Source organism: Lentisphaera profundi (assembly GCF_028728065.1).
GTDB lineage: Bacteria > Verrucomicrobiota > Lentisphaeria > Lentisphaerales > Lentisphaeraceae > Lentisphaera > Lentisphaera profundi.
This window is the reverse complement of sequence record NZ_CP117811.1, coordinates 1,978,951-1,998,968: the sequence shown is the minus strand read 5'-3', so window position 1 is coordinate 1,998,968 and position 20,018 is coordinate 1,978,951. Positions and strand designations below refer to the sequence as shown.

Below are 20,018 nucleotides of genomic sequence, written 5' to 3'. Positions count from 1 at the left end.
TATGCTCATCTACTTCTTTTTCTTGATTTGTTTCTCACTAACATTCACATTATATGCATTGGGTAGGAATGTGGTTGGTTATTTGCTGTTAAGTTTTTGGGTAAGTTCATATTTTGAGGAGATACGCTTTTGCCAAATTAAGGTTTTACTTAATGGTGAGTATCAGATGTGTGTGTGTGTGTGTGTTGATTTTATGGGGTAAAAATAGAGCTAGTTTTTGCAGGAGTTGATCTTGTGTAAGGGGTTTACTTAGTAATTCTTGACACAGAGAACGAATCTCTACTTGTTCAGATTTCAGTGCTATTGCGGTTAAAGCAATTCTCGGGATGTTTTGTAGTTTTATATCATTTTTCAATTCTTTCGCAAGTTCGTAACCATTCATTACAGGCATCATCACATCGAGTAAAATGAGATCACATGAAGTTATTTTTAAATGTTCCAAGGCTTCTTTGCCATTCTGACATTCAACTAGTGTAAAAGGGAAGTTTTCGAGCATATGACGTATTAACTCTAGGTTGATAGGGGAATCATCACAGACTAAGATAACTGCGGGATCAAACGCTATTGTTGTAGCGAGTTCTAATTTAGATGGTCCCGATTGAGTGATATCAGCGATGGGAACATCGGGAAGAGTAATAGTGAATAAGGAACCTTTATTGACGGTACTTTTCAACTTGATATCCCCCTTCATTAAGTGAATAAAATCAAGACTGATAGCCAATCCTAGTCCAGTGCCTCCATATTGTTCCTGTGACTGTCCTACACGTTGTTGGAAGGGCTGAAAAATTGTCTCTATTTGATCGGAGGGAATACCAATGCCTGTATCCTCAAGTGAAATAATTAAATTAGTACAGTTGGACACAGCTGACTCATGGGTGGAGACGCTCAAACTAATACGCCCGTTTTTTGGAGTGAACTTAATAGAATTGTTAATGAGATTGATTAGCACTTGGCGAAGCTTACTTAGATCAAGCATAAGGTAGTCGGGTGATTGCTCATCAATTGATATATTAAATTGAAGATTTTTCTCATCCATTTTGAGTAAAAATAATGCTTCAAGATTCGATATAAATTCATGAATAGAGCTTGCTTCGTAGCTAAGTTCCATTTTACCTGATTCCACTTTAGATATATCAAGGATATCATTAATTAAATTCAATAATGCCTTGCCATTATCATGAATATTGTTAATGAATTTTTTTGGGGTTTTAGGTAGGTCCATTTTATTGAGTAGCTCAGAAAAACCTAAGATGGCATTCATGGGTGTTCTAATTTCGTGACTCATATTAGCGAGAAAAGAGCTTTTGGCATGGTTGGCGTCATCAGCAGCAACTTTAGCTAAAGTTTCTTGTTTTAATAAGTTCATTTTGAGCGAGTACATTTTATCGGCTTCGGCGTATTGGGCAGTGACAATTAAAGTGATACCATTTAATAAGGTCGATATGATTAAAACCGTAAGCAGCATAAAAAGTAGCTGTTCAATTTGAGAAGCCGCCCAAAATGACTTGTTAGCCGTAATGTTAATCTGCCATTTATGGAAAGAGAGAGGAGCAAGTAAAGAATATCTTAGAAGCTTATTCCTTGGCTGATAATTCTTGCCGACGAGACTGAAAATCACTTGCGTCTGCTTGCTGTCAGTAATATCTACAATTTCTAGATTAAGGTCATTCACATCTAAATCCGTAAGCAGGTGAGTCATAAAAGTTTTTATATGAAGATGACTTGAGATGTAACCAATTAAATGAGTTTGTCGACTGAGAATACTATTTTCGACCTTTTTATCGTAAATAGGATAAAATATAGTCATGCAAGATTGCTTATGGTGGCACATTTTTGAAGCAGTAATGACGTATTTCCCTGAGTCACGGGCTTGCTTGAGTGAGTATTGATTACTTTTGATGGAGTTAATATCTAGACCTAGGGCAATCCCGAAGTCTTGTTTATGTTTAGTATAAGTAGTCACTACATACTCGTTATTTTTTTTGGCTCTCACAAAGTTGTCAGAACTATCTAGTGCTAAGATAGTAGAGATACCCTGTTGTTGCTCGTAGAGGGGGCGTTTATGGTGAGGTATACGTTCGTGCCATTCAATGAATGGAGAATCAGCTTCGTTTATAAATGTAGTGTTAGTAAAAATCTTGAACTCATCATGTGTCACTTCTTGGCTACTTTGGAAAAGACCTTCTACATAATGACCAATGGCTAAATGTTGATGCATGTGATCAGTGAATTTCTCTGAAATAAGTGCCGATTTTTGCTCAAATATATACTGAGATTCTCTCGTTTTCACATGATCAGCCAGCAATAAAATAAAGATCATAAGGGCATAGCTGATTAGAGCGGTTACAGTGATGGCTAAACGCCGTTTTTGCCATGAAATATTTTCTTTAGATATCCATGATAAAAATAATATACTCACCGATACAATTCCCAAAAGGTCTCCGAACCACCAGGTAAGAAAACTATGAAAAAAATCATGGGTCGTGATGATGTTAAATTTCAGTAGAGTGAAATTCCCGATACTCGCTCCAATGAGACAAGAAATGATTCCACCCCAGAAAAAAAACTTACTGATTTCAGTGATGCTATCTAGTGGTGTATGAGCCTTGGAGAAACGCCGAATTAAATACGCCCCTGTAAAAGCTTGAAGGCAGGCTCCTAAGCCAATAAAAGCATTGATGTATAAGGTATTAGGATTATCGATCCCTTGTTGCATAGTGTTCGTAAGAAAGGAGCCCAAGAAGATGGCAGGAAGAATCTGTTTGCCCCATTTTAAAACCACTGCTAGTGCTAATCCTGAAGCCGGCCAAATGGGGGTAGAGAATCCTGGTCCGATAGCGAATAGTAAGGCAAATTTAGCTAAACAGATATAGAGTATAACTATAGCCAAATTAGGGTAGAGCATTTTTTTGTTAATTTGAGTTGTGATAGCCCTTATTCCCAATTATTTCTCGAATTTATTCTGGCACTAATTAACTCTATCTTGTAAAAGAAATTAAAACGAGTGTTTAATGTTATTTTCCGATGAATTTGTCCATTACTTGGGAAGATGTAAATATTGTATTTACTCCTTTCCAAAGTACAAGCAATATAAAACAGCTCACTCTAGAAAGCAAAAAAACACTAAAAATAAAGGATAGGACTGGGTTTTACTTTGATGATTTATGAGATGAGTTAATCTAAGTCGATTATTAGTCCAGTTTCTTATTGCGTTCTGCAAGTGCGGCTTGGATTTCTAAGCAACGTTCTTCATCTAGTGGGTAGTAGAGGGTGAAGAGTAAGGAAATAGCACAGAGTAGTAAAGGCAGTACAATTTCGACCGCACGCATCCAGAAAAGAGTTTGCGGACTTTGCAAAGTGAGGGACTGACTCTGCCAGAGACTGGAACTTAAGTCTGATTGAATGGATGGTATATCATCTTTAGTGAGATCGATAGATTTAAGCTCTTGTCGAATAGCCTGGCAGACGACTAAGAGTTGCGTATTATGCTCGTCTACTTCTTTTTCATTAAGTGAAAGTATGAAATGATCGAGTTCAGCGATCGTGGCAGTTACTTGAGTTTTCAAAGTATCCTGATTGTATTTATCTTTACTTTCAACAAGGCTTAGGCTCTCTTTGAGTTTACCGCTGATTATATCGGATGATTTGACCTGAACTTCATTAAAGTCTACGAAGGTAATGAGCAGTCCAGTAACAAAGCTAGCAAAAGCAGTGCCCATCTTAATGAACCACCAAAAAATTGAGTAGTAGCTTCCCTCGGCACGTTGGCCGCTTTTTAAATCATCTTCATCGCAAATATCACCCACCATAGATGAGCCCAAGGTAAAGAAAAAGAGCATGCCAATTGAGAGGAGAATAGTGGGGATGACGATGAGGTAGGGATAGCTGGGGTTATAGCAGACGATTTTTGATAATTGCGCACAAACCATAAGTGATATGGCAATGATGAGGGTTGTTTTCTTTCCCGATCGTTTGGCAAGGTAATTGAGAGGAAAAACAGCCAGTAATCCAGTTAAAGCCCAGATCGTACCATTGAAGCCCAGTAATGGTCCAGCAGCGTCTTTGTTACCTTCAAATATATAAAAAATAGGAATGTAATAACCGAGCAGGCCGACAAAATTAAAGCCCATGGCTAAAGTGAAAATTATCATAATGAGAATGAGGAAATTTTTATTTTTCATGGTATGACGAAATTCTTTCCAAAAGGGTAGTTTCTTTTGTTTTTTGGCGATTTCAAAGCCAGGCTCACGAAGTTTGAGAAAGGACCATACGCAAAGTGGGATGAGTACGACTGCAACTAAAATGGAAACATAGCGCATGCCATCGGCTTCGTTGCCACCAACGCCCTTAAAGAACTCCATGTTAGCGAGAGCAAAAAGCCAAGGTGTGCCCATGGCAAAGAGATTGCCCATGAAGCTTTTTGCTGAGAACAAGCGCGTGCGTTCGTGAGAATCGCTCGACATCTCCATTCCTAGCGCCCCGTGGGGGATTTCAAAAACAGTACATGAGGTGAAAAATACGATAAGCCAGAAAAGGATGTAAGCGAGTTGGAACCATTGGTACGCGGATTCTTCGGGGAATATGGATCTGATCCATTCGCCCTGAGGTATCCACCACATCAAGATAAAGCTGACGGCAACCATACAGCCACCAATTAAGATATAGGGACGTCGACGTCCCCAACGACTTCGAGTATTATCGGTGATATTCCCCATGATGGGGTCGGATACGGCATCCCATAAGCGGGGGATAATCATAATTGTTCCAAGTAAAAAGGCACTTAAGCCGAGGCTTATATTGCCGATAAGTCCCATGAGTTGTCCTGCAATATTAAATAAAGCAATGGGGATGATACCACCTGCTCCAAAGGCAAGGACTTGATCGAAAGGAGTTTTGTTACTTGATTCTGAGTTCATGGATTCCGTGGGCTTTATGGTTTAATACGCCACGCTACAAGTTTTTTTGACAGTTTAAGCTTTTTATATTTTTTGCTGATCGGATTTTTGACAAAGGCTTTTTTAGTCTAGGGCAAAGCTCTGTCTTACTTGTATATTTCAGCTCCCACTACGAGAGTATGAAGCTATTAAAATAATTAAATGAGGAAAGACTCTATGAGTGAAGCAATTATTGGTGAAACGAATCCAGGAGCTGGTTATGATAAAGATAAAATTCAGCGTTTTGGTTCAGTTATTGAGTTGGACTTAGAGAAGGAAGCTTACTACCGCGAATTACACGCTAATGTTTGGGCAGGAGTGCAGGCTAAGATTCATGAATGTAATATGCGTAACTATAATATTTTCGTAGCGCCAATTGCGGGCAAAAAATATTTGTTTAGCTTCTTTGAGTACATTGGCACAGACTTAGAAGCTGACATGGGAAAATTCCCTCAGGACGAAGAAACTTTGCGTTGGTGGAAAGAAACGGATCCTTGCCAAAAAAGCATGGAAGGCACTCCAGAAGGAGAGCAATGGTTAGGCTTAGAAAGAGTGTTTTTTCAAGCATAAAATCTCCTAAGTGGAGCGCGTCCACCTTAGAGTATGGTAAATAAAGCTATTCAGTTAAATGACTGAGTAGCTTTATTGCCTTAATCGCATTGATCCCAAGATTTAGCAATGGCAGAGTCTACTTTTAAAGGGACTTTGATTGAGGGGATATCGGTCATAATTTTTGGAATCAGTTCTTTCATTATATCAAGTTCGTCATCAGGTACTTCAAAGAGCAATTCATCGTGAATTTGAAGAAGCATTTTAGATTTCAATTGACGTTTATGGAGTTCCTTAGAAACATTAATCATCGCAATTTTAATAATGTCTGCAGCCGTACCCTGTATGGGGGAGTTGACTGAAATACGCTCGGCTCCTGAACGGATACGTCCATTAGAAGAGAGCATTTCAGGTAGGTAGCGACGACGTCCAAAAGAGGTTTCAGAATAGCCTTTTTCGCGAGCGTCTTCTACGCATTGTGACATGAATTTTTGTACATCGGGGTAGCGTTTAAAATAATTGGAGATGAATTGCTTGGCTTCATCAGCAGAGACGCCGATTTCTTTTGCAAGACCATAGGGGCCTTGGCCAAACATAATTCCAAAATTCACGGCTTTGGCAGCATAACGTTGTTGTTTTGTGATTTCATTAAGATCAGTATCGAACACGAGTGAAGCTGTGTAGCTATGGACATCTAAGTCTTTGCTAAAGGCTTCGAGTAAGCCTGGATCTTGGCTTAATTCAGCCATGATGCGTAATTCGATCTGAGAATAATCGCAAGAGAGAAAGTTGTGGCCTTCTGCAGCGATGAATGCAGAACGAATACTTTTGCCTTCCTCAGTACGAGTGGGGATATTCTGCAAATTGGGTTGTGTTGATGCGAGGCGTCCCGTTGCAGCAGTAGTTTGTGAGAAACGTGTGTGTATTCTGTCGTCTAAGGGCGAAACTTCTTTGGGCAGGGCATCTGCATAAGTAGAAATAAGTTTACTCAGAGTACGGTGACGGAGGATGACGCGCACGATCTCCGAGTCAGGAGCAAGGTTTTCGAGAACGTCCGCACTTGTGGAGTAACCTGTAGCTGTTTTTTTGCCGGCTTTAAGTCCCATTTCTTCAAAGAGCACAGTTCCGACTTGTTTGGGGGAATTAATATTGAATTCATGACCGGCTAAAGCGTAGATTTGTTCTTCACATTTTAGACGTTCTTGGCTGAATTCAGTGGAGATTGTTTCTAAGCGAGAAAGATTAACTGAGATACCATGATTTTCCATTTCGGATAAAACAGGAACGAGAGGGATGTCCATGCTATCAAATAGATCTCGTAAGCCACGGCGATGAAGTTCAGCTTCTAGTTCAGTTCTAAGGCGTAGGGTGATATCCACATCCTCGCAACAATAAGTAGCGACCTTTTCTATGGGCAGCTCAGCCATGGTGATTTGTTTTTTGCCTTTACCAATAAGTGATACAGTAGAGATCTTGCGGTAATTAAGATAGTGCAGGGCAAGCGAATCGAGGTCGTGAAATTGGCGTGATGGATTACAGATGAAAGAAGCCACTAAAGTATCAAAATCAATGTTGTTGACTTGGATGCCTGCATAGTGCAACATTTGTAAATCAAACTTTGCGTTTTGCGCAAAAAATCTGAGCTCTGAATTGGCGAAAAATGGCTTGAGTTCGGTAATGATGGTATCTTTATCTAGCGAGCTATTAAAGGGTATATACCAAGCGTGATGATCTTGAATGGCTAAACCTAGACCGACGATTTGAGCCGTACGTACATCCAATCCGGTCGTTTCAGTATCAAAGGAAATTGCTTGGCCGCTATCGCTGATTTTCTTTAGAATTTGCTGGAGCTCAGTGATAGACTGAATAATATTGTAGTCATGGCGTTGCGAATTATATTCTACTGTGGCAGTAGCTAATAAGTCTGCGAATTGCGCATTCAAATAAAGGTGTTCTTGAATCAAAGGAAGGTGATGTGAAGAGATTTGCTCTATGCCAATTTCAATATCATGTAACCATGAAGCAGCAAGCCATTCCCATGTGAGAATGCACTTCCTTTTACTTTTTAGATCTTCGGGAATAATAGTGTGGTTCTCACTAACAAGGGTGAGCTCACAGTCAATAAAAGTATTTTTGAGAGCAAAGAAAATTTCTTCGGTGGTCTTTCCTAAATGAGTGGATTCTTCTAATACATCAAATTCTAAGCCATTTTCAAATTCGGCCTTCAGTTTGAGGATTTCGTGCTGAAAGGGGCGGGGTGCAAAGGTCTCAACTCGAAGAGTGACAGGGCCTCCGGATTTAAGGGACTGTTTTAGATTGGGCTTACTATTCCCTTCATAAGCGGATTGGATCTTCGGAAGATCACGCAAAAAACGCGAAAATCCCATGCGTTCGTAAAAATCTGCTAAACCCTCGAAATCGGGCTGAGTAGGTATGAGTTCATCATAGGTTTTTTCTAGAGTCATTTCATCTTTGAGGATGACAAGTGATTTAGATAAGTGCGCGAGATCAGCTTTTTCGCGAATGGTTTCGGATTGTTTTTTTCCTTTGATCTTATCGTGACTAGCTAGGATTGTTTCGAGGTCATTAAATTCCGCGAGTAATTTTGATGCGCCTTTTGGGCCGATGCCAGGTAGGCCTGGGATATTATCGGCGCTATCCCCACATATAGAGAGATAATCGACAATTTGATCCGGACGGACGCCCATGATTTTAAAAACCTTTTCGGCGTCAATCATTAAGTTATCTTTGTGGGTGTGGCAGATATATGTGTGATCATTGACGAGCTGCATCAAATCTTTATCACCTGAGCAAATGACAGTTTTAATATGAGCACCAGTCGCCTGTGTTGCGACAGTCGCAATAATATCATCGGCCTCAAAACCTTTTTGGATAAGTAAGGGGATGCCGCGTAGAGCAATATATTCTTTGACTAAGTCGAATTGAGGTTTTAGTTCTTCGGGGCATTCTTTGCGGTTAGCTTTGTATTCAGCGTACATTTCATTTCGGAAAGTTTCTGAACCAGCATCAAATACTGCCACGATTTGACTGGGATTAAAATCGCGAATAATATTTTCAAAAGAATTAATAAAACCAAAGAGGGCATTTGTGGGGAGGCCATCTTGAGAATGCATATTGGCGCGAATACCATAGAAGGCACGGAAGATATAGGCCATTGAATCAATGACGAAAATGGAGGGTTGCTCAGACATAAAAAACCTTTATTTTAAGAAATAGTTGAAAGTCTCAGCTTCTTCGGAGTGAATGATTTCATAAATGGAAGCGGCTGAGTTAGCCTTTAAAATTTGTTCGCGAATTTTTTCATCACCTAGCATACGTGCGAGGACACTGAGGATTTCGAGGTGAATTTCGCGTTGTGAGTCAGGAGTAGCTAACATAACAATGATTTCTACTGGAGCATCATCCATGGCTTCAAATTCGACCGGAGGAGTGGCGACGGCTAAAAGGCCACGGATTTTGCCATCGTGAATTTCGTCTTCGCTTACCGTCGCATGAGGGATGGCGATACCTTGACCAAAGCCGGTAGTGAAGTCTTTTTCGCGTTCAACCATGCGTTTATTGAGTTCTTCTGGATCGATGTCGATATCATTAGTTTTCACAAGGAAGTAAGACATCTCGCGAATGGCTTCCCATTTATCTTTCGCGTTGAGACCTGTGATGATATGTTCTTCGTCCAAGAAGTCGATGAGGCGGGTACGTTTCTTGCCCGTTTCTTTGACGCGGTCTAAAGTTTTTGTAATGAGGATTGTTCCTACTAGTTCGGTAAAAACTACAACGAGAAGGATCATGGCCGTTATTTTAGCGTGGAGAGGGGCGAAGTCTTTTTCAGAATAAATAACAACGAGTAAAGCAATGGTCATGCCCGCCTGAACGAGTAGCATAGAGCCAATATTTAGGGTTGTGCGAGTGGTATTTCTTCCTAGTAAGGATCCTACGGTGGCACCAAAAATTTTACCGGTTGCCATTGCGACTAGATATATAAGTGCAGAACTAATCGTTTGGAAGTTGATCGTGTTTAAATCTAGATGCATACCCGCCAGAGTAAAAAAGACAGTGAAAATAAATTGTTCAAGAACTTCGAATTGTTCCAACATTTCATCTTTGAAAATGGCAAAGTTACTGAGGCATAAGCCGAGGATAAGATTGGCCATTATAGGTAGAGGAGTCAGTTTTGTCGGGAGCGCGGAAGTGCTTTGAGCTATATAGTCACAAAGTCCATTGGTGATCATAATTGAGGCGACTAAAAGCGTAAAAACTAAAGTGTTTGAAGTACGACGAAATTGTGATGCACCTTTCTTTTTTTGAACGTAGCGCAAACAAAACTCAAAGCATTTGGCGACTAAAAAACCAACGACAACAGAGCTGAAAAAGCTGACGAGGCCGGGTATCGCAGTAGTGAGAAGGCTTGCGCCGGATAGTTTTTGGCGTGCTACGGCGCGGACGCTTTCAAAGACGATGAGGCAGATGATATTGTCTAAGGCAACGACAATCAGCAATGTTTTAACGAGATTGCCTTTGGCATTTTTTTCTTTGACTACGTGTAGGACTGTTGCAGGTGAAGTACTGCAGGCCAGAGAAGATATGAGAAGGTGAGCAGCTAAGCGAGTATGGTCCGAGAATTCCATGGGATTGAAGTGTTCAAGAGCAAAGAAAACGGCAATGAAGGCACAGCTCGATTCACCAACTGCTATAAGTAAATTTCGATTAAAGGAATTGTGGAGCTTTTGGAAGTTTAAGTGGCTGCCTACCGTGAGCGCGATGAGTCCGATAGCAAAGCTTGTAACTGAAGCGAGATTCTTCTCTTCAGTATGGCCGATGACGTTAAGGACATAGGGTCCAATTAGGATGCCGGCAATAATCTGTCCAGTAAGTACAGGTAGTTTGAGTTTTCTTGCGGTGACACCCGCAAGCATGCCAATAATTAATATTATTGATACAAGAAGTTCTCCGGAAGCACCATGAAGTAAGGCAGGTTTATCCGCAGCAAAAATAAAGTTGTTTAACATAAAAGTATTGATTCCCAAATTCACTGCTTCAAGATACGGAATTAAGGGCTAAAATCAAGTGGATTCATGAGGAATGAGCAGTGAATTAGGCAGGAAGGGCGAATAATTAGAATTTATAATTGAGGCCTAGATAAAAAGTTCTCGGAGTTTCAGCATAATAGAGGGTCTCACGCGTAGATTGCTCCCATAAATTTTGGCCGACGAGGTATATTTCGAGATCCTCTCGGGGAGACCATGAAATGCGTGAGTCCAGTTTAATAAAGGCGGGAGTGCCATCTTGGGGGTCGTAGTTGTAGCTCGGATTCTTACTGTCTTGATAATAGAGCATGAGATCCCATTTCACGTCTTTAGTGATGTTATAAAATGAGTAAAAGGATGCTTTGTTAGTGGCGGCGACATCTTCAGTAGGGATGGTGTCTGCAATATTATCCTTGTAGTTGGTGTCAATTTTAAAATAAGAATAGGAGAGTTTAAGTTGCCAGTCTGGTGTGATGAAATAATTGGATGAAATCTCGATGCCGTAGCTATTGGCGCTGAAGTCATTTGTGATGGGATCGGGACCTGCATTCGTGTTGGTGGTGACAAGGTCGCTATAATCATTATAAAAAACTGTAGTGTCAAAGGAAAGTTTTTCATTTATGAGGATTCTGTGACCGAGTTCATAGGCAGTGAGGTTTTCGGAGTCGACGTCATTGTTGCCTATCGCGGCGCCGTAAAAAATATTTGATCCATGCTCATATCGTGAGGGGGTGCGTACGGCGTGGCTGACAGCAGCCCAATAAGTATTTTTTCTATTTGGGGTGAACGCTATTCGTGCTGAAGGTTGGTACTCATAATCGGTGTAGTCATTTTTTTCAAATTTTGAACCCAAGGTTAAAGTCCAGCGATCAGGCTGAAGTGTGATTTTATCTTGAACAAAAAGAGTGTAATTTATCGTTGTCTCATCTTCGGGGAAAAAAACAAGTTGTCCTGTCTTATCTTTTGCTTTCGAGCGGTAGGCTCTTACGCCAGCGCCAATAGTCATTTCGTGATTTTTCCATGGGGAAAAGTGATAATCAGTTTCGAAGTTCCAGGCGTGAACGGTTGAGTCTAGTGTGACATCCTGTTCAATGTTGTGGTAATCATAATAAAGTAGAGTGTTCCATTTTTCCTTTGAGTTAAATTCGCGAGTATGCTTTAAGGTTAGATTGTAGCCTGTTGCTCCCCCGTCTTCATAGAAGTCATTAATGACAAGTGCATTATAGTTAGTGAAGTCAGAATGATAAATATCGGAACTCACTGTCAGTGTATCCTTGGAAGTCACATCGAAATCCAAATGGAAACCACCTTGTAAGTGGTCCCAGTCATCATTCTCGTGGGTGTTTTTTAAATGGATGCCTGGTTCTAATTCTTGGTATTTTTGCAATTGGCCATAGATGCGTAGGTGGAGTTTCTCGTCTTCATCAAGTGCTTCGCCATAGCGGAGGTAATATGATTCGTTGTATTCCCCATAATCGACTTTAGCCAATCCGCCTTTTGTGTCTTTGGCAGATTTAGTGGTGATATTAATAACGCCGTTAACTGCATTGGAACCCCATACTGTGGCGCCAGGTCCACGAATGACTTCGATGCGCTCGATGTCTGCGACGGGATAATTGGTGAATTCCCAGTAGGTTCCCGAAAAAATGGGTGAATAAACACTGCGCCCATCAATAAGGACTAAAAGTTTGTTTGAGTAGAGATTATCAAAACCTCGAATACTGACTTCCCAAGTATTGTTGGTGCGTCTTGAGACCTGTACGCCAGGGGTGCCTCTTAAGGCCTCTGCAATATTGAGGGCGCCTTTGCGAGCAATTTCTTGTTGAGTGATAACATAGATGGCAGAAGCGGCGGTGAAAGAATTTTCTGCTGTTTTTGAGACAGAAGTAACTTCTATATTCATTAAGGACTCTAAATCTAATTCATCAAGGTCTTCATTAGAATATGCACTAGCCATAAATATGAAGATAAGCGACGCTGTAATAATTAATCTCAAATCAATAAATCCCAATGTTTAGTTTAAGCCCTTTAAACTATGATAGCTAATGAAGTAAGCTTTGGGAATAGCTGAGTTTGAGCAGGAGATCTAATATATTTGTTTTTAATCTATATTTAATATATATATCAAGTAAAGCTCTAGAAACGATAGTTTAAGCCCATTAGGAAGGTTCGTGGTGCTTCTACGTAATATAAGGTTTCTGAAGTGGAATCTTCTAAGAGATTCTGTCCCGCTACATAGATTTCTAGTTTAGGGCTACAGGTCCAAGTGAATTTTGTGTCTAGTTTTATGAAGGCCTGGTTGCTGGTGTTCTTCACATCATTTATACTGGGGTCTTTTGTGTCTTGATAGTAAGCGGTTAGATCCCATTGTAATTCTTTCGATATTCTATAAAACGAATAGACGGAGGCTTGGTGTTGAGCGGTAACATTATCTGTAGGGAAGTAGCTAGCATTGTCTTTTTCTTGGTCCGTATCAATATCAAAATAGCTGTAGGATAATTTGAGTTGCCAGTCATTGGTCGCCAGGTAGTTTGATGATACTTCAAAGCCATAGCTATCAGCGCTGGCATCGTTAACGATAAGGTTATCACCGGTAGTAACCTTTGTTGTCGTTAAATCAGAGTAATCGTTATAGAATACGGTGAAATCAAAAGAGAGTTTCTCTGTCGCTAAAACTCTGTAGCCAGCTTCGTAGGTTTTGACAGTTTCTGAATCGACGTCGTGATTGCCTACCACTGCCCCGAAAAATAAATTGGAGTTGTGTTCATAGCGGTTTGGGGTTCTAACAGCACGAGAAGCAGCAAGCCATAGGGTGTTCTTACGATTGGGTGTATAGGCGAGTCGTGCAGAGGGTTGGTAATCAAAGCCAGAGTAATCATGTTCTTCGAACTTGGAGCCTAATGTAAGTGTCCAACGATTAGGCTGTAGGGTGATTTTGTCTTGGATGAAAAAATTGTAGTTAGTTGTGTTTTCATTAACAGGGAACATGCGTAGTTGGCCACTAGGGTCTTTGACTTGAGAGCGATAGAGACGAGTTCCTGCTCCAATGGTGACGTCATGATTTTTAATGGGGCTAAAGTGGTAGTCAAATTCAAAATTCCACGATTGAACATAGGTATTGGTAGTGAATTCTTGGTTGAAATCATAGAAATCATAATAGATCAAAGCGTGAAACTTTTCGTCCGTAGAAATTTGCTTGGTGTAATCAAGGCTAAGGTTATAGCCAGTAGCATCACTATCTTCGTAAAAACTGTTACTATTTATGGAGTTAAAAGTGACTTGATCGACGCTGTAGGCGTCGCCGGATATTTTTATTGTATCTTTGGGTGTTACGTCGTAATCTAGTCTAAATCCGCCTTGGGCATGGTCCCAGTCATCATTTTGTTGATCGTGCTTGTTTTTACTCCCAGGATTTAAGGTGTCGTACTTTTGGAATTGGCCATAAGCACGGAGATTTAATTTTCCTTCTTCATCTAAAGTTTCGCCAATGCGTAAGTAAGCTTGTTGGAAATCTTCGCCATATTCAAGTTTACTTAAGCCGCCTAGGGTGTCTTTGCTGTGTTTGGTGGTGATATTTATGACGCCATTGACGGCATTGGATCCCCACATCGATGCACCGGGACCTCGGATGACTTCAATTCGCTCGATGTCTGCGATTGGGTAATTGGTGAAATTCCAATAGGTTCCTGAAAAGATAGGGGTGTAAACAGTGCGTCCATCGATGAGAACGAGAAGCTTGTTTGAATAAAGGCTATCAAAGCCCCTGATGCTCACTTCCCAGGAGTTATTCGTTCTTCTGGAGACTTGTACGCCTGGAGTTCCTCTGAGTGCTTCGGCTAAGTTGCTTGCGCCTTTGCTTTTCATTTCTGCCTGTGAAATGACGTATATAGCTGATGAGGCAGTGAAAGCACTTTCTTCTTTTTTAGAGATACTCGTTACTTCAATATTCATTAAGTCTTCTAAGCTTAAATTATCATCGAGCTCATTTGCAAGTAATATGCAATTTAGCAGTAGTATGCTGATGATTAATTTAAAGCTTTTCATGTGGTGCAATCCAGTTAGATCTACGAATATTCGATTAATGTACTTGTGTATTAGCACTATTATTCTTTGTAGGGAAGGGATGGTGAGCTAATTTCACTTAAAATTAACAGAAATAATACTGGAGGATGAAAATAAAAAAGCACTTACATGAATGTAAGTGCTTTAGAGAGCCAGCAGTCGGACTCAAACCGACGACCTGCTGATTACAAGTCAGCTGCTCTATCAACTGAGCTATGCTGGCGACGGGTAGATAATAAACCGAAATTGTTTTTCTGCCAGTCAGATTAAGCGCATAAGTACACAAAAGTATTCATTTATTGATGTTCTGAATCCGTGAGCTACATTTATCAATTGTCTTGATCTTTGGTCCACATTGACTTATGACTTTTTTCGAAAGTTGTACGAGTATTGCTGTGAAAAGTTATAAAGTTCCATGAGCAGGATGTCTACGTAAATCTTCTAAAGTTAGTTCAGGGGTTTGGGCGTATTTCTATTTAGGCTTAGGGATGATGGGAATAAAAAAGCACTTACATAAATGTAAGTGCTTTAGAGAGCCAGCAGTCGGACTCAAACCGACGACCTGCTGATTACAAGTCAGCTGCTCTATCAACTGAGCTATGCTGGCGACGGGTAGATAATAAGCCGAAATTGTTTTTCTGCCAGTCAGATTTTGAGAAATCTTTGAAAATTATTCACTTTTTTTATTTTCGGCCAAAAAGCAGGCTCAGGCAGTGCCTTTTTTTGGATTATTGAGCTTAAATTTTGTTCGTTTACTTGGGCTGTGATTTCGAGTTTTTCGATGCCCGTAAAAATTTTTTTCTCAATGAGCAGATTGATGGCGGTGACGAAGTCTGAGTTTTTGTAGAAATTGAGCTTATTTAGGGTGAAGAGGGCGAGGGGCCCGTATTCATTAAAAGCATGTAAATAGAGGCTATTGAGGATCGTGTCGCTATCATTACTTGTTTGCGTCTGGTTAAAAAACTCTATGCCTCGACAAATAAAGAGCAGTGATTTGATTGAGTATTGAGGGTTGTCTTCACTGAGTTCAGTTAAAAATAGTGAGTATCTCGCATCCATTAAATAGTTTTACTATGAATGAATTCCGCGAGTTCTTTTCTTTTTTCAGCAGACTCGGGGTCTTGCATTCTCCAGTTGAGATAGAATCCATCGGTGCCAATTCTTGGGATGATATGAATAGCAGCGTGCAAGGCGTCTTGGCCGGCGCATTCGCCGTGGTTATACTGGATGTTGAAGCCATCGTATTGTTTTGTTTTTAAGGTGGCTTTAGCTAGTTTTCTTGCTAGGCAATGGAGCTTTGAGTAAGTTTCGTCATCTAAGAGCGTTAGGCTGGTGCAGTGCTCTGAAGGTGTGAGGACAATGTGGCCGTGATTGATAGGCGTGGGGTGTAAGAAGGCACAGAAAGTATCGTCCTGATAGACGATGTCGGCACTTTCTCTTTTCTCAGATATTTTACAGTAAATACAGTTATCCATAATTATGTCCTTAAATTTTTAGAGACTATAAAGTGAAATCAAAAATTTGCAGTTGTAAAAGGAGTGATTTTGTCGATTTTAAACTAAGATCGCATCGTGGATTTTGTCAGTTAATTCCGAGAAATTGAAATTCATTTTTCTTGAGATGTGAAAAGTTTTCGATACAATAATAGGATCAAGGTCTTCGTCGCCAGCAGTGATTAAGATGATGGGAGCTTTTTTGATATTGTGTAAACGAAAGCTTTTTTCGTAGGTTTCAAAAAATTTAGTATGATCAGTGATTTCATTGATTATACATGCGTGTATAATTTCGATCTCGTCTTTGTTTAGATTTTCGAACTCTTCTTCGTGGCTTATTGTTAAAACTTCATAGCCACAATTACTTATCATTCTACTGAAAAACTCGCTCAATTGAGGGTCGCTTTCAATAAGTAAAACTGCAGGAAATGTGGATTTATATAGACTCATGAAATTTAATTTAATAGTTAAAATTAAAAAAGAGTCGGAGCGGCGGGATTCGAACTCGCGACTTTTTGGACCCAAACCAAACGCGCTACCAGACTGCGCTACGCTCCGATGTGAAAATCAAGTCTTAAAAACAGACTTAATCTGTAAAACATTTTCCGTGAGGAAAACAAGGGGTTTATTTCCTGGTAAAGAAATAAAATGTCGGAGCGGCGGGATTCGAACTCGCGACTTTTTGGACCCAAACCAAACGCGCTACCAGACTGCGCTACGCTCCGAAACGACGCCAAAGTAATTCGGTACTTGTTTTCTGCAAGTTGCTTTTTGATAAAAAATGAAAAAAATAATGACGAGATTTCACGGAGGGATATTTTTACTTATTCAGTTGTTGAGATCATAGTTTTGCATCTCATTAACTATGATAGTTTTGTGTGTATTCACTTAGTCGCTCGACTAGGTGAATACAGCAAAGGTGACTTAGAATGAATACAGGAAGTTTATATTAACTGTGTAGTCTGTTTCTAGGTTCGGGCCATCAATCTCTTGATAAACAGGGACGCCTGCTTCGAATTGAACTCGACTCTTTTCGCAAGTTTTCCACGTAAAGCCTGCAAAAACTGAGCCGTTTTTACCTGCGCGCAGATCGGCATCGGCAACAGGGTTCATACCACTCATGGGTTTTAGCTTATCGTCGTCGCCGCGATAATCTTCCCAAGCATTGAATTCTATGCGAGAATTCAGGGCAAATACAGGATTGAGTGCTCTCGAGGCCCAGAGGTTTGATGTGAGCTTATCGCCTCTGCGGTAGCCTTCACTATTTTCTCCTGTGTGAAGGATAGCTTCAAGTTTAGTACCCCAGGACCAGTTTGAGTAGAATTTGTTATACACAACTGAGGGGATGAGGTCCCATGTACCGGATCCAATTTGCATGGGATAGCCTAAGCGAGTGTTATCACCCATGGGAGTGTTCGATTCTGCATCAACATCAGCAGTAGGGAGATTGAGCGTGAGGCCAAGTAATACTTGATCTGAACCATTATCATAAGCACGATAAATACTTCCAAGCTTGATGTCGCCTAGTCCTTCGTTACGTGTTTTGAAATTAGTATTAGTGGTGTTACCTCCCATGGTCATACGGCGATTTAAGTTCATGCTATAGCGTACCCATGGGATCATCAAGGTGAGTGTCCAGTCGTCATTGAGGCCGTACATGATGTCGAGCATGTGCATTTGCATCTTCATGTCTTTGGGTACAGCCATGTAGTCGCCATGGGCTTTGTTATTGGAGACTCGATTAGTGCCATCTCTAAGGCCATCCATTTCCATGAACATTGATCGAGTACCAATCATCCATTCGCCTTTTTGGTGAATGTGGGCACCCATGACTCCTGCAGGAGCATAGTGGAGAACATCGTGAGATTCATTACAAGGACAGGCTTGGTTGTGGTCTTCGTGTTTGGTGACTTGAGCTAATAAGCTTATGGAGCTTAATGATAATAAAGCAAGTAATTTTTTCATTGTGTAGTTTCTTTAAAGTGGAGTTGTACGCACGGAGTATACCCATACATGAAGATGTGTGGGTTAGTGGGCGTAAGTGTGTGGGGTATTTTCTTAAGGTAGAAAAATCATAGGAGCTATGGTCAGAGTGAAAAATTTTTAGTTTGTCGTAGGACAAAAGCACCAGTAAATATCACTCTGGCTAGCAGCCTGTCGGACTTCTCTCCGTTCGACTACAAAACCGCCGAACTTTGCCGGATCCATGCCCGAAAATCGTTAAATATGTTCAATATTCGTCTCATTTCGGACAAAAACCTGCTTTATTCGGTCCCTTTTTCGTTACGAAGCTCAAAGTCCGACAGACTGCGAGGGACTACACAATGGGGATTTTATCTAAAGCGATGAGTTTGACTTGTTGATAAGCTAGGAGTTTTATGGGGCTTGATGGGTAGATGAAATAGTGAGTGGTAGTCGATGCGTGAATCTGGAAGTTTAGATGCCTGTCAAGCATTTCATAAAGGTCTGAGAGTAGGCCGTCACAGCCGGTCTTATCTATTGTGGAGTCGTTGTTCTTAGGGGTGTGTTCTTCTTTTTCTGCTGAGCAGCATGATTTAATTTCTGGAGTGCAAGTATTTAAATCAGCTTTTTCATTTGATTCTTCAATGATACCAAAGCAAGCACAGCCCGCTAGTTCTTTTCCTGCTATATCACATGCGCAGCCATGGCCACTACATTTATAGGGAAGGAGAGGGCGGATAAGAGATGAGACCACGTTGCTCCTAGCTCCACTCATGTTGAGTAGGTAGAGAAGGGTCATAAAGATACTTAAAATTTTAATGAATTTTTTCTTATTGTCCATCTTTTAATGGGCTGGTTGTTTTTCGCAGTGACTTTGCCTTGTTATGAGGGATCTACAAGTCTGAGACTTATTTAATTTAGCCATTTAGTGAAATCATTAATTTCTAGCTTCTCGGTGCGAAATTGATTCACCTTTCCTTCGGGGTCTTCGTGGCCAAGGGATAGGCCAAAGATGGGGCTTAGGTTTTCGGGCATTTCAATATGTTTTTTTAGAATGTCGGGGAATGCGACCAGTGATGCTTGAGGACAAGAAGATAAGCCTTCTTTTTCCAGGCCGTGCATAAGGCGTTCTAAGAATATACCCATGTCTATCAAGCAGTGGGAGGGAAGCTTATGGTCGTAATAAAAGAGTATGACTGTGGAGGCACCGAAAAAACGGTAGTTTTCACACCAGTGTTCGAGGCGAGCTTCTTTGTCATGGCGTTCAATGGCTTTGTGCTGAAAAAGTGAATAGCCACACTGTCTAGCCCGATCCATGTAGACTTGAGGGATGGGGTTTTCTTTGCTTTCGCCTAGTTCTGATGCGGGCGGGACTCCGGAGTAAACGGCATCAATAAGGTCTTTAGATAGACTTTGTAATATGTTTCCTTGGCAAATAGTGAGTTGCCAAGGTTGCATATTTTTAGATGAGGCCGCGTAGCGTGCATAATCGATGGCTCTTTCGAGCTGTTCTTTTAGGACAGGTTCTTTCGTGAACGCACGGACGCAGTGTCTCATTTTACCACTTCAGGAAGCTAGCAACTTTATCAAAAACAGTATGAGATTCGAGTGACTTTGAAGCGATTTCGAATTCACCCTTATCGAAGTACATGCCTTCGCAAGAATTGCAGATATCGATTTTCATTGTTTCCATATCTTTTTCTTCCATCTGACCGCCGCATTTAGGGCAGCGCATCCAGTGAAGTTCTTTTGCTTGTTCTTTTGCTTGTACAGCTCTGAGTTCATCTCTTTCTGCGCGGAGAGCGATTTCTTTCTCTTTAATGTAAGCGTCCTCGTTGCTGTAGCCTTGTTTTGTGAGAGAGTTATCTGACATTAGTTGAATCCTTTATATATATTAGTATTGAAGTTGTCTTACACACTGTTAAAATATACACTATTAAATAGATTTAAAGTTATATAAAACAATAAGCTCG

General features: G+C 40.6%; 14 protein-coding genes and 4 tRNA genes. 1 reads left to right on the top strand and 17 read right to left on the bottom strand.

Going from position 1 to position 20,018, the window contains the following annotated elements:
• Nucleotides 1–145 precede the first annotated feature (145 nt).
• Nucleotides 146–2,905: an MASE1 domain-containing protein gene (locus PQO03_RS08020; RefSeq protein ID WP_274149376.1), complete on the bottom strand. Its 2,760-nt coding sequence runs from the start codon at nucleotides 2,903–2,905 to the stop codon at nucleotides 146–148.
• A gap of 286 nt (nucleotides 2,906–3,191) precedes the next feature.
• Complete coding sequence (locus PQO03_RS08015; protein ID WP_274149375.1) at nucleotides 3,192–4,916, bottom strand: MFS transporter; 1,725 nt, start codon at nucleotides 4,914–4,916, stop codon at nucleotides 3,192–3,194.
• A 195-nt stretch (nucleotides 4,917–5,111) separates the two neighbouring features.
• Between PQO03_RS08015 and PQO03_RS08010 the strand changes: the two genes are divergently transcribed.
• Nucleotides 5,112–5,504, top strand: coding sequence for an L-rhamnose mutarotase (locus PQO03_RS08010; RefSeq protein WP_274149374.1), 393 nt, complete (start codon nucleotides 5,112–5,114; stop codon nucleotides 5,502–5,504).
• Between the two features lie 80 nt (nucleotides 5,505–5,584).
• Here the strand turns inward: PQO03_RS08010 and polA are convergent, their stop codons facing one another.
• From polA to PQO03_RS07935, 15 genes are all read right to left on the bottom strand, one after another.
• The gene (gene polA / locus PQO03_RS08005; protein WP_274149373.1) at nucleotides 5,585–8,695 is read right to left on the bottom strand and encodes a DNA polymerase I; all 3,111 of its coding nucleotides are present in this window, start codon (nucleotides 8,693–8,695) and stop codon (nucleotides 5,585–5,587) included.
• A 9-nt stretch (nucleotides 8,696–8,704) separates the two neighbouring features.
• Complete coding sequence (locus tag PQO03_RS08000; protein ID WP_274149372.1) at nucleotides 8,705–10,510, bottom strand: PTS sugar transporter subunit IIA; 1,806 nt, start codon at nucleotides 10,508–10,510, stop codon at nucleotides 8,705–8,707.
• Between the two features lie 106 nt (nucleotides 10,511–10,616).
• Complete coding sequence (locus PQO03_RS07995) at nucleotides 10,617–12,524, bottom strand: TonB-dependent receptor plug domain-containing protein (protein WP_274149370.1); 1,908 nt, start codon at nucleotides 12,522–12,524, stop codon at nucleotides 10,617–10,619.
• Between the two features lie 140 nt (nucleotides 12,525–12,664).
• Nucleotides 12,665–14,572: a TonB-dependent receptor plug domain-containing protein gene (locus PQO03_RS07990; RefSeq protein WP_274149368.1), complete on the bottom strand. Its 1,908-nt coding sequence runs from the start codon at nucleotides 14,570–14,572 to the stop codon at nucleotides 12,665–12,667.
• A 168-nt stretch (nucleotides 14,573–14,740) separates the two neighbouring features.
• Nucleotides 14,741–14,813, bottom strand: a tRNA-Thr gene (locus tag PQO03_RS07985).
• A 311-nt stretch (nucleotides 14,814–15,124) separates the two neighbouring features.
• Nucleotides 15,125–15,197: transfer RNA gene (locus tag PQO03_RS07980), tRNA-Thr, on the bottom strand.
• Nucleotides 15,198–15,235: 38 nt separating this feature from the next.
• Nucleotides 15,236–15,649, bottom strand: coding sequence for a hypothetical protein (locus tag PQO03_RS07975; protein ID WP_274149366.1), 414 nt, complete (start codon nucleotides 15,647–15,649; stop codon nucleotides 15,236–15,238).
• Nucleotides 15,649–16,065 carry an HIT family protein gene (locus PQO03_RS07970; RefSeq protein WP_274149365.1) on the bottom strand — a complete coding sequence of 139 codons (417 nt, stop codon included), beginning with the start codon at nucleotides 16,063–16,065 and terminating at the stop codon, nucleotides 15,649–15,651. The genes PQO03_RS07975 and PQO03_RS07970 overlap by 1 nt, the downstream gene beginning before the upstream one ends.
• Nucleotides 16,066–16,143: 78 nt before the next feature.
• Entirely contained in the window at nucleotides 16,144–16,533 is a 390-nt protein-coding gene (locus PQO03_RS07965; RefSeq protein ID WP_274149364.1) for a response regulator, read from the bottom strand.
• Between the two features lie 34 nt (nucleotides 16,534–16,567).
• Nucleotides 16,568–16,641 (bottom strand) — tRNA-Pro (locus tag PQO03_RS07960).
• Between the two features lie 93 nt (nucleotides 16,642–16,734).
• Nucleotides 16,735–16,808 (bottom strand) — tRNA-Pro (locus PQO03_RS07955).
• 199 nt (nucleotides 16,809–17,007) lie between these two features.
• Nucleotides 17,008–18,048, bottom strand: coding sequence for a transporter (locus PQO03_RS07950; RefSeq protein WP_274149362.1), 1,041 nt, complete (start codon nucleotides 18,046–18,048; stop codon nucleotides 17,008–17,010).
• A 352-nt stretch (nucleotides 18,049–18,400) separates the two neighbouring features.
• Nucleotides 18,401–18,799, bottom strand: coding sequence for a hypothetical protein (locus PQO03_RS07945; protein WP_274149361.1), 399 nt, complete (start codon nucleotides 18,797–18,799; stop codon nucleotides 18,401–18,403).
• A 158-nt stretch (nucleotides 18,800–18,957) separates the two neighbouring features.
• Nucleotides 18,958–19,602 carry a nitroreductase gene (locus PQO03_RS07940; RefSeq protein WP_274149359.1) on the bottom strand — a complete coding sequence of 215 codons (645 nt, stop codon included), beginning with the start codon at nucleotides 19,600–19,602 and terminating at the stop codon, nucleotides 18,958–18,960.
• A gap of 1 nt (nucleotide 19,603) precedes the next feature.
• Entirely contained in the window at nucleotides 19,604–19,918 is a 315-nt protein-coding gene (locus PQO03_RS07935) for a TFIIB-type zinc ribbon-containing protein (protein WP_274149358.1), read from the bottom strand.
• Nucleotides 19,919–20,018: the final 100 nt, after the last annotated feature.